At 40.0% G+C, this 12,675-nt stretch carries 15 protein-coding genes; 1 reads left to right on the top strand and 14 read right to left on the bottom strand.

Annotated features, from left to right (window positions below; translation table 11 throughout):
- Positions 1-35 precede the first annotated feature (35 nt).
- From PMAN_RS15005 to PMAN_RS14965, 9 genes are all read right to left on the bottom strand, one after another.
- Positions 36-500, bottom strand: a complete 465-nt coding sequence (locus tag PMAN_RS15005; protein ID WP_006793787.1) for a chemotaxis protein CheW — start codon at positions 498-500, stop codon at positions 36-38.
- On the bottom strand, positions 497-2,584 hold the full coding sequence (locus PMAN_RS15000; RefSeq protein ID WP_010557758.1) for a chemotaxis protein CheA: 2,088 nt from the start codon (positions 2,582-2,584) through the stop codon (positions 497-499). The genes PMAN_RS15005 and PMAN_RS15000 overlap by 4 nt, the downstream gene beginning before the upstream one ends.
- A gap of 14 nt (positions 2,585-2,598) precedes the next feature.
- Positions 2,599-2,961, bottom strand: coding sequence for a response regulator (locus PMAN_RS14995; protein ID WP_006793785.1), 363 nt, complete (start codon positions 2,959-2,961; stop codon positions 2,599-2,601).
- 8 nt (positions 2,962-2,969) lie between these two features.
- Positions 2,970-3,242, bottom strand: coding sequence for an STAS domain-containing protein (locus tag PMAN_RS14990; protein WP_010557759.1), 273 nt, complete (start codon positions 3,240-3,242; stop codon positions 2,970-2,972).
- Between the two features lie 173 nt (positions 3,243-3,415).
- Positions 3,416-4,027 carry an SCO family protein gene (locus tag PMAN_RS14985; protein WP_010557760.1) on the bottom strand — a complete coding sequence of 204 codons (612 nt, stop codon included), beginning with the start codon at positions 4,025-4,027 and terminating at the stop codon, positions 3,416-3,418.
- Positions 4,024-4,953: a heme o synthase gene (gene cyoE, locus PMAN_RS14980; protein ID WP_006793782.1), complete on the bottom strand. Its 930-nt coding sequence runs from the start codon at positions 4,951-4,953 to the stop codon at positions 4,024-4,026. The genes PMAN_RS14985 and cyoE overlap by 4 nt, the downstream gene beginning before the upstream one ends.
- 12 nt (positions 4,954-4,965) lie before the next feature.
- Positions 4,966-5,955, bottom strand: coding sequence for a COX15/CtaA family protein (locus tag PMAN_RS14975; RefSeq protein WP_010557761.1), 990 nt, complete (start codon positions 5,953-5,955; stop codon positions 4,966-4,968).
- A 22-nt stretch (positions 5,956-5,977) separates the two neighbouring features.
- Positions 5,978-6,472, bottom strand: a complete 495-nt coding sequence (locus PMAN_RS14970; protein ID WP_010557762.1) for a hypothetical protein — start codon at positions 6,470-6,472, stop codon at positions 5,978-5,980.
- Entirely contained in the window at positions 6,462-7,202 is a 741-nt protein-coding gene (locus PMAN_RS14965) for an SURF1 family protein (protein ID WP_010557763.1), read from the bottom strand. The genes PMAN_RS14970 and PMAN_RS14965 overlap by 11 nt, the downstream gene beginning before the upstream one ends.
- A 14-nt stretch (positions 7,203-7,216) precedes the next feature.
- On the opposite strand from PMAN_RS14965, the gene PMAN_RS19235 reads away from it, so the two are divergent.
- Positions 7,217-7,528 carry a DUF2909 domain-containing protein gene (locus PMAN_RS19235; protein WP_074210162.1) on the top strand — a complete coding sequence of 104 codons (312 nt, stop codon included), beginning with the start codon at positions 7,217-7,219 and terminating at the stop codon, positions 7,526-7,528.
- Here PMAN_RS19235 and PMAN_RS14955 read toward each other — a convergent pair.
- From PMAN_RS14955 to lexA, 5 genes are all read right to left on the bottom strand, one after another.
- Positions 7,428-8,303, bottom strand: coding sequence for a cytochrome c oxidase subunit 3 (locus PMAN_RS14955; protein ID WP_010557764.1), 876 nt, complete (start codon positions 8,301-8,303; stop codon positions 7,428-7,430). The genes PMAN_RS19235 and PMAN_RS14955 overlap by 101 nt on opposite strands.
- 35 nt (positions 8,304-8,338) lie before the next feature.
- On the bottom strand, positions 8,339-8,869 hold the full coding sequence (locus tag PMAN_RS14950) for a cytochrome c oxidase assembly protein (protein ID WP_010557765.1): 531 nt from the start codon (positions 8,867-8,869) through the stop codon (positions 8,339-8,341).
- A complete protein-coding gene (gene ctaD, locus PMAN_RS14945; protein ID WP_006793775.1) occupies positions 8,869-10,461 on the bottom strand; it encodes a cytochrome c oxidase subunit I in 1,593 nt (530 codons plus the stop codon). Before ctaD ends, PMAN_RS14950 begins: the two co-directional genes overlap by 1 nt.
- A complete protein-coding gene (gene coxB, locus PMAN_RS14940) occupies positions 10,461-11,603 on the bottom strand; it encodes a cytochrome c oxidase subunit II (protein ID WP_010557766.1) in 1,143 nt (380 codons plus the stop codon). Before coxB ends, ctaD begins: the two co-directional genes overlap by 1 nt.
- 416 nt (positions 11,604-12,019) lie before the next feature.
- Positions 12,020-12,637: a transcriptional repressor LexA gene (gene lexA, locus PMAN_RS14935; RefSeq protein WP_006793773.1), complete on the bottom strand. Its 618-nt coding sequence runs from the start codon at positions 12,635-12,637 to the stop codon at positions 12,020-12,022.
- Positions 12,638-12,675: the final 38 nt, after the last annotated feature.

The following is a 12,675-nucleotide window of genomic DNA, read 5'->3' as shown; positions in this document are numbered from 1 at the left end:
TAAGTTATTTTTACTTTATTTAGCAAATACTGACTCTAAATATTCATTGTTTTTTGCAAGTCGATTAACGCCACCATTTTTTCGCCCACGTTAACTAACCCTGCCACATAATCGTCGTTATTTGTCTCTGAAATACTTGGTACCGCTTTGGCATCTTGCTCTGAAATACTGTAAACCTCAGAAACGGCATCAACGGTAATACCAATAATTTTACTGTCGTGCTCAAACTCTATTTTTACTACAATTACCACTGTAAGCGGCCCATACTCTATACTGGGCAAGCCAAATCGCAGCCTTAAATCAATAATAGGCACTATGGTGCCACGCAAATTTATAACGCCTTTTACAAATTCGGGAGCATTGGGTAAAACGGTTATCTCTTCCCAACTACGAATTTCTTGCACAGTTAAAATATCTACGCCGTACTCTTCATCAGCCATAATGAATGTTAAAAACTGTTTCACGCCCTTTTGCTGCTGCAGATTTAGCTCTGAAATCATGACGCCTCCAAAGCAGCTTGCGACTCAATACTTAACTCTTGGCTGCCCGGCTTTTTTAAACCTGAAAGCTTTATCAACCCGCTTATATCAACTATCAATGAAACCCGTCCATCGCCCAAAATAGTCGCACCGGATATACCATCTACTTTTTGGTAATTTGCCTCTAAACTTTTAATAACAACCTGTTGTTGCGATAGGAGGTCATCTACCAATAAACCCACTTTTTGATTGTCGGTTTCTACGACAACGAGCAAGGTTTTATCAAGAGACTCAATGGCGTTATCATGATTAAAAATATCGTAGAGCCTTAAAATTGGAATGTATTCATCACGCAATCTAAGTACGTCTAGGTTTTTGCCTACACGGCTTACTTTGGCAATATCAATTTGCAGCGATTCAACAATAGAAATAAGCGGAATAATATAGGTATGCTGGGCCACTTTAACTAATTGGCCATCTAAAATAGCCAGTGTAAGTGGTAATCTAATTGTAAACGTTGATCCTACACCTGGTGCGGATGTAACCTCTACAGAGCCATTTAATGACTGAATATTACGCTTAACTACATCCATACCAACACCACGGCCAGATAAGTCACTCACTTCATCCATAGTGGAAAAACCAGGCATAAATATAAGCTCGTTTATTTCCTCATTGCTAAGGTGGTTGTCGGCAGAGATCAGTCCATTAGCAATGGCTTTTTCTTGAATTTTTTTAGTGTTTAGCCCTTGCCCATCATCCATTATTTCAATAACAATATTTCCGCCTTGGTGAAATGCATTTAAAGTGACCGTTCCTACTGGATCTTTTCCGGCTTGCAGTCTTTTCTCAACCGTTTCTAGGCCATGATCTAATGAGTTTCGAACCAAATGAACCATAGGATCAGAAATTTTTTCCATCACGGTTTTGTCTAATTCGGTTTGCTCGCCTATCAGCTTTAATTCAACCTGTTTATTTAGCTTTTGCGCAATGTCGCGCACCAAACGTGGGAAACGGCTAAATACAAAATTAATTGGCAACATGCGGATACGCATTACGTTTTCTTGTAAATCGCGAGTGTTGTGCGCAAGTTGCGCTAAACCTTCTTGCAATGCCGTAATTGTTGCTGGCGTAATGTCTTGCTCGCTAAGTTGATTAAGCATAGCTTGAGTAATAACAAGCTCACCCACCATGTTTATTAATGAGTCAACTTTATCAATCCCAACGCGAATAGAAGTCGACTCGGGTGTTGTTGATTTTTTATTCGTATTAGCAGAGGTTGGCTTTATGGGCTTAGCTTGTTCCGCCTGCTTTGGCACTGGTTCTTGGATTGATGGCTCTTGATTTACTGTACTGCTGTCAGTATCAGGAGTGGGTAACTCATCAGTAAACAGGCCGCCACACAATTCAATGGTAATATCAGCGTCATCTTCAACCCATTCGAACACCTCTTTAATTGCGCTTTCACCATGGCTGGTATTTAAGAAAAAACGCCAATGTAAAAAGCACTCATCACTACTCAAATTGGTTATTTCAGGGACTTCATCATAAAAAACGGTGGTATCTAACTCGCCTAACTGCTCAAGCTCACTAATCATAATGAGTGGTTCATTACCTGTTTTAAATAAGTGATGATGAGGCTTAAAGTCTATTTGGTATGTATCGCTATCAGACTGGCTATCAGAAGTTTGAATATTGGACTCTTGCGTTGTGCTATTTATTCCTAGCACTTCTTCAAATTGTGCTCGTAGAGTATCGGCTTCAGTTAAGTCGGGCTCTTGCTCTGCCTGCAATCCAGCCAGTAACGAACGAAGGCAATCAACCGCTTTAAGTAATAAATTAACGTGCTCGGTTGTCAGGGTGCGCTCGCCTTGACGAATTTGGTCCAGTAAGGTTTCAAGTACATGAGTAAAATCAGACACCGATGAAAAACCAAATGTCCCACTTCCCCCTTTTATTGAATGAGCGGCTCTAAAAATAGTGTTAATAGTTTCTAAGTCTTCCTCACCGGGTACTAAGTTTAAAAGCTCAGCTTCCATGGTATCGAGGCCTTCAAAACTCTCTTCAAAGAAAACTTCAAAAAATTGACTTAAATCTATACTCACTTTGCGCTCCTTGACTAACGAATAACCTTTTTAATCACCGCTAGTAACTGCTCAGGATTAAATGGCTTTACTATCCAGCCTGTTGCACCAGCCGCTTTACCTTCTACCTTTTTTTCTAAGCCCGACTCGGTTGTTAGCATAAGTAATGGCGTAAATTTATAATCGGGTAATGTACGTAGCTCTCGAATTAATGTAATACCATCCATAATGGGCATGTTCACATCTGAAATAACCGCATCAAAACCTTGCTGCTTAGCAATAGCCAATGCCTCACTGCCGTCTTTGGCCTCTGTTACATCAAAGCCTGCGGTTTTTAAGGTAAAGCTCACCATCTGACGCATTGATGCTGAATCATCAACTGCTAAGATTTTTTTCATATAAACCTCTAACTATTTCTTTCGATTGTTAAATAATGACTTAAGCCAAGCTGATTAATGGTATGTGCTAATGCTGCACTACTGCCGACCCATATAATTTTGTGTTGGATGGTAAGTAAGTGTTTTTGAAGCGCACATAACAGCTGAATAGATGCAGTATCTGCAGACACTACATCGCTAATATCAAGACTTATATCGTCGTTGCTATTGAGTTCTTGTAGTAAGTCTTGGTGGAGCGTTTCAACTTGGGTAATCACAAGTTCGCTTGGAAGTTTTAACATTTAAAATTGTGTAATCCCTTTCATTTCAATTCATAACAAAAGCTTAGCTCTAGTTACTAAAATTGCCATAAAAGGATCAAAAAAGATTTTAATAAATTTATAAACAGGAATGAAAAAACAAAAAAGGGAGCCTAAAGCCCCCTTAAAATACGTGAAATTTAAAAAGTTAGTTTTTAGTAGTAGTTTGCAATAACTTTAAACTCTTGCGTTAATTTAGTTGAATTAATAAGCGGCACACTGCCTTGTTTAAACTCAGGTTTGAAAATAGCTCTTAGCGCTCCTGTATCATCAACCAACGCAACTGATGCACTATGATCAACCGCATAATCAGCTTTTGTTGTATCACTAATTGCGTAAATGAGGCCAAGCTCTCTCACCACTGGAAAAAGATCTTTATGCTCCCCTGAAACAGCCAAAAAATTCGGGTTAAAGTAATCTATATATTGTTTTCGTTTTTCTGCTGTATCTCTGTTTGGATCGACCGACACAAACCATATTTGTAATGGGTAATCAGCTTCCAGCTCTTTATAAACTGCGTTTAACTTAGCCAATGTTAACGGGCAAATATCGGGACAACTTGTGTATCCTAAAAACACTAAATTCCATTGCCCTTTAAATTGCACTTTTGTCACTGGTTCGCCGTGCTGATTTTTTAACGTAAAATCCGAAAGTGATTTAGCGTTTTCATAAACAAGTGCATTTAAATTTTGAGGATCGTTTTCACTTGAGCACGCTGATAAAAATAAACTTAAAACAACAATTACTAAAAGCCATAACCGTTTCATAAAGGAAGCCATTTATCTATAAATAAGATCACGAAGAGTACCATTAAATGCACTATCGAAAAACGAAATAAATCCATAGCCTTGTCGTTATTAGCTGCAAATTTTAACTTAATGGCTTTGTACATAAACACACTATTTAGCGCACAAGCTCCAACTAAGTAAATACCTCCTGACATACCAATTAAGTATGGCATCACACACACTAAGGCCAATAAAACTGAGTATGCAACTACACATGTTTTACAAAAGTCGATACCGTGGGTTACCGGCAACATTGGAATTTTTGCACGCTCGTAATCACTTTTTCGGGCAATGGCTAAAGCCCAAAAATGAGGAGGAGTCCAAGTAAATATAATCATAACAAGCAACCACGGCGCTGCTGCCATTTGGTTTGTTTCAGATACCCAACCAAGCAATGGCGGCATCGCTCCAGCAAGTCCGCCTATTACTATATTTTGAGGTGTCGCGCGTTTTAAAAATGACGTATAAATAAAGGCATAACCCACTAATGCAAATAACGTTAATATTGCTGTAAGCGTATTAGCCCACACCATAAGCATGATAAAACCAGCGATACCAATGCTTGCCGCAAACGTTAATGCATGAGTTTTACTTAAACGCCCTTTAGCAACAGGGCGATGGCGCGTTCTTGCCATTTTAGAGTCTATTTCGCTATCTACTACATGGTTAATAACGGCAGCGGCAGCAGACAACAGACCTATTCCTAATAGACTAATCATCTGAACGCCTATTCCACGTCCTACATCCGGGGCTAATGCTAATCCAACCCAGGCTGTTAAAACCAACATCGCCACCACTTTAAATTTACTGATGGCTAAGTAATCTTGTAATAGATCGTAAGCACGCAAGCTAAGTGATTGAGTATGTGCAGGCTGTATTGTTTTTTTGTTTATTGTTAGTGCCATTATATTTCTCCTTTATGTGCGTGATTTTAGGTAATAACACAACCTAACCATACTTAATAACAGTATGGCAGCCATTAGGTTATGCGCCAGTGCAACACCCAACGGAAAGTGCCAATGTACCAAAATGAGTCCTAAGCTAATTTGGCAAAATAAAGTAACCAATACTGCTATTACACAGCTTTTAATTTTTTGAGAGTAAGCGTGACTGTAAATTTTCCACATAATAAGCGCCAAAACTATGCAGGTTACTAATGCCCAAATACGGTGTAATAAGTGAATAGACATTCTTGCTTGTTGTGAAAGCACACCAAACTCGTAGTTGCTGTGCTCAAGCGGTAACTGAAAAACACTCCTCAGTGAAAAAGGCTGAGCGTAATCACACAAAGGTAAACCATTACAGTGTGGTGCTGCGTAATTAGCCGCAAGCCAGCCGCCAAGCGCTATTTGTAAAATCAGCACAAAAAGAGCAATCAAACTTATTCCATAATACCGCTTAGCCCCCGCATCTCCGCCCATAATGGGTTTTGCTGTTAACCTTAAATACAGCAATGTAATTAGCGATAAAATACTAAAACCACCCAATAAATGCCCCATCACAATAAGTGGTTGCAGATTCATAGTGACAGTCCACATACCTAAGGCAGCTTGAAACACAACAAGTAATAGTAATAAAGATGTGAGCTTTAATGGTGTAGTTGGAAATTGACGCTTTAAAAAAGCAACAATAAACAGCGCTAAAATCATCAATCCTAAGGTGCCCGCAAAATACCTATGAATCATTTCTTTCCAGGCTTTTGCTTTTTCAAACACCATATCAGGGTAGCTTTGTGTTGCTAAAGCAATATCAGCTTCATGTTTAGGAACCGTTAAAAAGCCATAACATCCGGGCCAATCTGGGCAACCTAGCCCTGCATCACTCAAACGAGTGTATGCACCTAGTGCAACAACAACTAAAGCAAAAAGTCCGGTCAATAAAACCCAATTCTTATAATTTTTGTACATCTTTTACCTCACACTAAACGGATTAGCTTGAACGAGAATAATTAAGTAGTTTTTTTAAATCCTTCAATAGCCCTTTTTGAACTAAGCGGTTTTCTTGAGGCTTTGCTTTGTATGGGTACTCAAGTACCACAAGCCCCATATGATCAATTAAATACAAACTTGCGGGGGTCAAGCTTGCTTGCTGAGCCATTTTTTTCCATGGTAAGTCTGCTTGTGAAGGACTCCCCATAACAGCCATATCTACCTTTCCTTGATTTTTACCAAGCGCTATATACAAATTATTAAGCGCCTCAAGTTGCTCGTTACATGACGCACTGCACTCACTCGAATAATTAAGCGCTATAGTCCATAGTTTAGGATTATTTTGTTGCCAGTTTTCTAGTTTTATCTCTTCATTTAGAAATTCACCGTGATTTGTAACCGCACTAGGTAACCAATCGAATTTGAGCGCGCTATAGGCTAAAAACAAAGGGATAGCACAACAGGTTACAAACAATAAAAGGGGTTTATTTTTCATTTTTATTCCTTTTTTTACTCGCAAAAATGGCTACAACAACACATGCAAAGGCGATTAAAAACCACTGCACCGCATAGGCGTTATGTTTTTGTGGGCTCATTACAACCGCTGCGTAATGCGGTATCGCAATTTCATCACCCTCACCTTGGCGGTAAGCCATAAAGTTAACCAATGGGAAATTAGTGTGTGATTGTATAAAGCTTAAGTCGATTGATTGAATGCGTTTGGGCAAATCACCACTCGAGGTCTTATCTTCTAGGGTAAAACTACTGAGGTTATTCTCTTTAATTTGTGCTTTGACCGTAAACTCACCTTGGGGCATAACTACCGCAGGTAAAATATCCCGTGATAGCGGAGCTCTCACCCAACCTAAATTAACCAATACTGCACGCATATCATTATTTGGTTTTAACAGGACGAGTAGGTCGTAACCCACTTGTCCGTTATATACTTGATTATCTAACAACCAGTAATGTTCGCTTAAAAGTGTCCCTTTAAGCTCGACTAGTACACCGGTTTTATTCCACTGCTTTGGTAAATTTAGCAACTGCGACCAACTCATAACACCATGAGTTTGTATTTGAGCAATAGCAGTGAGCTGTTGCTGTTTTTTTTCACCTCGTTCTAATTGCCAAAAACCTAGGCGCACACATACCAGTACGACAACCACAACCATACAAATTGTGATTATTGAACTAAGCTTTTGTTTGTGCCTTAAAACTACTTGCATAAAGGGTCAACTCAGTGATTATTAAAATTATTATTGTACTGTTACTAATGTTTATACTTTTTAACTTATTTAGAGCGCTATTTATTATGGTGTCTGGGAAAACAAACGGGCGACCTATGTCTCACTTTTTAGGGCGCCGAGTGTTGTTTTCGGTTGTTGTATTAGTGGTTGCAATCGCAGCAGTTAAGCTCGGTTATATAAAGGCAAATAGCTCGCCCATAAACGTTACAGCACATATACAAACACAAATAAACACAGCCATACCACATCAACAAAATGCCAATACCAAGCAGCAGCTTGAAACGCAAAGTGCTTTTCTTTGGTAAAATGACCTTTTAATATTCGTATTAAAATGACAAATAAAAGTATGGCTCCGAGTGTGACATGCATGCCATGAAAGCCTGTAAGCAAAAAGAATGTATTACCGTACACACCGGCATCTAATGTTAAATTTAAGTCATTGTATGCATGAACGTATTCCTCTACTTGCAATGCTAAAAAGCACACGCCTAATAACACCGTAAGTCCTAAAAACACTTTCAGTGGTTTACGTTTGTTGTTTTCCATTGCAACATGAGCAAAATGTAACGTGACCGATGAAGCGATTAAAATTAACGTATTGATCAATGGTAGGCCTTGCCACCCCATAGCTTGGGTTGTGTCACCGGAAGGTGTAACAACCAAAGGCCACATAGCTTCAAAGGTAGGCCACAACACTTCATTAGTCATAGCATTGTTACCCGCGCCCCCCAACCAGGGCACCGAAATCATACGTGCATAAAATAACGCACCAAAAAAGGCCATAAAAAACATAACCTCAGAAAAAATGAACCAGCTCATGCCTTGTCGAAAAGAACGATCCATTTGTGCTGAGTACAACCCTTGGCCTGACTCGTGAATAACATTTTTAAACCAGCCAAATAACATATATAAAAGAACGGCTATACCGGCATAAAGTAAATAAACACCGTTCCCCCCTTCCTTGCCAACTTCCATAACTGTTAAGCCTGCGCCTACGGCGATAAAAAACAACGCAACCGCTCCTACAATGGGCCACGGGCTTTGCTCTGGTACGTAATAATGCTCATGTTCTTGATTCATTTTACTTGCTCCTAGTTTCGCACTAGTGTTTGTTGCTAGTTATTACTGGCAACTAGTTGCTCACTAATATCAAATACGGTGTAAGACAAAGTTAGCTCTTCAACATCACTTGGAAGCGCTGTATCAACATAAAAAAGCAATTTAAATTCGAGCTCTTCCCCCGCTTTTAGGGGTTGTTGATCAAAGCAAAAGCAGGCCATTTTATGTAAATATTTTGCCGCTTTGCCTGGTGAAACAGACGGTACTGCCTGCATAACTTTATCGAGTTCACTACTATTTTTTGCGCTAAAAACGACTTCTCGCATTTCTCCGGGTTTCACAACCACACTGTACTCTTTTGATTTCACCTCAAAAGGTGCACCGCTTTGTGCATGAGTTGTAAAACTCACGCTAACGTCCCTTGTTTGCTCAATCACGCTACTTTGCTGCGCTTGCTCTAACGATGGCTTACCATTTAGCCCGGTTAAGTCACAAAACACGTCGTATAACGGCACTAAGGCAAACGCAAACGCAAACATACCTATGCTGATAATAATCAAGCGTTTAAGGAGCGGTGCGTGGGTCATTATTTAATTTCCGGTGGTGTTGAAAAGGTATGGTAAGGCGCAGGGGATTCAACTTCCCACTCTAACCCTTCAGCGCCATCCCACACTTTTGCAGGGACTTTTTCGCCGCCTCTTGCACATTTAAAAACAACCACTACAAACAACAGCTGAGATAAACCAAATGCAAAACCACCAATACTTATAATTGCGTTGAAGTCTGCAAATTGCAGTGCATAATCAGGAATACGACGAGGCATACCAGCCAAACCCACAAAATGCATTGGAAAAAACAGCACATTTACACTGACTAACGACAACCAAAAATGCCACTTAGCCAGCGTGATATTAAACATATTGCCAGTCCATTTTGGCAGCCAGTAATAAGCACCGGCCATGATTGAAAATACCGCCCCTGTCACTAACACATAATGAAAATGAGCCACTACAAAATAAGTGTCGTGGTATTGAAAATCAGCGGGAGTAATAGCAAGCATCAACCCTGAAAAACCACCTAATGTGAACAGTACTATAAAAGCAATACTGAACATCATAGGGACTTCAAAGCTAATAGAACCGCGCCACATGGTGGCTACCCAATTAAATACTTTCACGCCAGTAGGTACCGATATCAGCATTGTGGAGTACATAAAAAATAGCTCTGCAGCTACCGGCATACCGGTGGTAAACATGTGATGCGCCCACACAATAAAGCTTAACAATGCTATAGATGACGTTGCATAAACCATAGATGCATAGCCAAATAGCTTTTTGCGCGAAAAAGTAGGCACTATGGTTGAAATGATACCAAACGCTGGCAAAATCATGATGTAAACTTCGGGGTGACCAAAAAACCAAAATATATGCTGGAACATCACCGGATCGCCACCGCCGGCTGCATCAAAAAAGCTAGTCGCAAAATATTTATCGGTTAAAACCATGGTCACCGCCCCTGCCAAAACGGGCATAACAGCAATGAGTAAAAATGCCGTTATTAGCCATGTCCATACAAACAGGGGGAGTTTCATCCACGTCATGCCAGGTGCACGCAAATTAACTATAGTCACAACCACATTAATAGCACCCATAATTGAGCTAATACCCATAATGTGCACCGCAAATACAAACAAGGCAGTATTGTCGTTACTGTATGTGGTTGAAAGCGGAGCATAGAAGGTCCAGCCAAAAGCAGGACCTCCTCCAGGCATAAATAAAGAAGCAAGCAAAATTAAGAATGCGAAAGGTAAAATCCAAAAGCTCCAGTTATTCATTCTAGGTAATGCCATATCTGGCGCACCTATCATTAACGGTATCATCCAATTGGCTAATCCCGTAAAGGCAGGCATAACGGCGCCAAACACCATTATTAAACCGTGAACTGTAGTCATTTGATTAAAAAAGTGGGGATCGACCAACTGCAACCCTGGCTGAAATAATTCGGCCCTGATCACCATAGCCATGGCGCCACCAATTAAAAACATGGTCAACGAAAATATTAAATATAAACTGCCAATATCTTTATGATTTGTTGTATAAAGCCAGCGCTTGAAGCCTTTAGCTGGATGATGAGCATGATGCGCTTCATTGGCGTTTGGTTGTTCTGCTATGCTACTCATTAGTTAGCCTCCACGTCGGCATCAAGTGCTGCTTGAATCTCACTAGGCTGAATAACATCACCGGTATCGTTACCCCATGCATTTCGCTTGTAAGTAATAACCGCAGCCAATTGTTTTATAGATAACTGCTTGGCAAATGATTGCATTGCCGTACCTGGGCTCCCATGAATAAGTATGTCTATATGACCTTTGATATCGCCAAGTACAATTGGGCTGCCTTTTAGAGCCGGAAATACGCCCGGTAGCCCTAACCCCGTAGGTTGATGACATGCTGCACAACTTGCCATGTATACTTGAGCACCCAGCTCCATTAGCTCTTCTTTAGGTAATGTTTGATCAAGTAAAGCGGCATCAGCTAAAGCTGCTTGTTGCTTAGCTTTTTTAGCATCGGCCAACCATACTTTAAAGTCAGCCTCAGATTTGGCCTCTACCACAACGGGCATAAACCCGTGATCTTTACCGCACAGCTCAGCACACTGACCTCGGTAAATACCTTCTTCGTTTATGTTGGTCCATGTTTCGTTAATAAAGCCTGGATTGGCGTCTTTTTTAACGGCAAAGTCTGGTACCCACCAAGAGTGGATAACATCATCTGAGGTCATTAAAAAACGAATTTTTTGATTAATTGGCAGTACGAGGGGTTTGTCTACCTCAAGTAGATAATTTGGGTTTTTATCAGCTAAATTAGTTATTTCATCCTGAGGAGTTGCAAGCATTGAGTAAAACTCTACATCTTCTCCCATGTATTCATAATGCCATTTCCACTGTGAACCTGTAACTTTAATTGTTAAGTCGGCTTTACTGGCATCTTCCATCGCTATTAACGTTTTTGTAGCTGGCACTGCCATAGCAATTAAAATAACAAATGGAATGGCGGTCCAAAGAATTTCTACTTTGGTGCTTTCGTGGAATTGAGCGGGAACCGCTCCTTTAGATTTGCGATGATGAATGAGTGCCCAAAGCATAATGGCAAACACTATTATCCCAATCACACAACATATAAAAAATATGGTCATGTGTAATTCGTAAACATTTTCACTTATATCTGTAACGCCTTTACGCATATTAAATTGGCTATTTGCCAAGGCTAACTGCGGAAAAACACACAATATAAGCCACAAGGTACAACTAAGTTTACCCATGTGACGACTCCTTTGATGCTGTTGCTAGTGCAAAGCGAAGAGGCATACGGCTTAAACGCCAATTCGTTATTTTTATTTTTTTATTAATGCCGTTTTATTTATAAAAATTGGCATTCACTGCGCTAGCAAAAGTTAATTGTGTGTGCTCAAAACTTAAAAGCGATGAGTATTGCCAGCGTCAGCTTATTAACAATTAGTTAATATTTAACCACCATGCAAGTTTTTTGTATTAAAAACAAACAATAAATATATAAAAAGTAGAGAGTTGGCTTAGTTGAACGTAGAAGAAAATGGCTCAAATCGAGAGGTGGTAAGGGCTAAGGATGAAATGAAAGAGTGTGAATAAAAAACAAACAAAATTTTAAAAATAAAAAAAGCGCACCAAAAAAGTGCGCTTTTTATAAAATAAGAAAGAACTACATCCAGTCCGCGTTACGAATTACACCCACTGCCAAGCCTTCAATGTTGAACGACTCAGTTTCAAGATCGACCTTAATTGGTGCAAACTCGTCATTTTCGGCATGAAGCAACACCTGACGACCCGCTTTTTCAATGCGTTTTACGGTTACATCGTCATCAACACGGGCAACCACAACTTGACCATTTTCAGCCACTTGTGTTTTATGCACAGCAAGTAAATCGCCATCCATAATGCCTATATCTTTCATACTCATACCGTTTACGCGCAGTAAAAAGTCGGCAGCTGGTTTAAACATTAATGGGTCAATTTTACAGTGGCTTTCAACATGTTCTTGCGCCAAAATAGGGGAACCTGCCGCAACTCGGCCAATAAGCGGTAAACCTAATTGTTCTGGCTCCTCTTCTTCAACAAGTTGAATTCCACGGCTTGCGCCAGGTTTCATTTTAATCACCCCTTTTTTGGCAAGGGCTTTTAAATGTTCCTCAGCGGCATTTGCACTTTTAAACCCTAACGTTTGTGCTATTTCGGCACGTGTAGGCGGCATACCAGTGTCTTTAATAAACACTTTAATTAATTCGAGTATTTGAGCTTGGCGTTTAGTTAATGGGCGCATACAACTGGTTTTCCATACAGTACATTTAACTGTGAGTA

This window comes from Pseudoalteromonas marina, assembly GCF_000238335.3.
GTDB lineage: Bacteria > Pseudomonadota > Gammaproteobacteria > Enterobacterales > Alteromonadaceae > Pseudoalteromonas > Pseudoalteromonas marina.
This window is presented reverse-complemented; position numbering and strand designations above follow the sequence as displayed.

What these genes read in the sequence shown, in the direction of transcription:
- PMAN_RS15005 (WP_006793787.1), bottom strand. Translation starts at nt 500, where the DNA reads ATGATTTCAGAGCTAAATCTGCAGCAGCAAAAGGGCGTGAAACAGTTT.
- PMAN_RS14995 (WP_006793785.1), bottom strand. Translation starts at nt 2,961, where the DNA reads ATGAAAAAAATCTTAGCAGTTGATGATTCAGCATCAATGCGTCAGATG.
- PMAN_RS14990 (WP_010557759.1), bottom strand. Translation starts at nt 3,242, where the DNA reads ATGTTAAAACTTCCAAGCGAACTTGTGATTACCCAAGTTGAAACGCTC.
- PMAN_RS14985 (WP_010557760.1), bottom strand. Translation starts at nt 4,027, where the DNA reads ATGAAACGGTTATGGCTTTTAGTAATTGTTGTTTTAAGTTTATTTTTA.
- cyoE (WP_006793782.1), bottom strand. Translation starts at nt 4,953, where the DNA reads ATGGCACTAACAATAAACAAAAAAACAATACAGCCTGCACATACTCAA.
- PMAN_RS14975 (WP_010557761.1), bottom strand. Translation starts at nt 5,955, where the DNA reads ATGTACAAAAATTATAAGAATTGGGTTTTATTGACCGGACTTTTTGCT.
- PMAN_RS14970 (WP_010557762.1), bottom strand. Translation starts at nt 6,472, where the DNA reads ATGAAAAATAAACCCCTTTTATTGTTTGTAACCTGTTGTGCTATCCCT.
- PMAN_RS14965 (WP_010557763.1), bottom strand. Translation starts at nt 7,202, where the DNA reads ATGCAAGTAGTTTTAAGGCACAAACAAAAGCTTAGTTCAATAATCACA.
- PMAN_RS14955 (WP_010557764.1), bottom strand. Translation starts at nt 8,303, where the DNA reads ATGAATCAAGAACATGAGCATTATTACGTACCAGAGCAAAGCCCGTGG.
- PMAN_RS14950 (WP_010557765.1), bottom strand. Translation starts at nt 8,869, where the DNA reads ATGACCCACGCACCGCTCCTTAAACGCTTGATTATTATCAGCATAGGT.
- ctaD (WP_006793775.1), bottom strand. Translation starts at nt 10,461, where the DNA reads ATGAGTAGCATAGCAGAACAACCAAACGCCAATGAAGCGCATCATGCT.
- coxB (WP_010557766.1), bottom strand. Translation starts at nt 11,603, where the DNA reads ATGGGTAAACTTAGTTGTACCTTGTGGCTTATATTGTGTGTTTTTCCG.
- lexA (WP_006793773.1), bottom strand. Translation starts at nt 12,637, where the DNA reads ATGCGCCCATTAACTAAACGCCAAGCTCAAATACTCGAATTAATTAAA.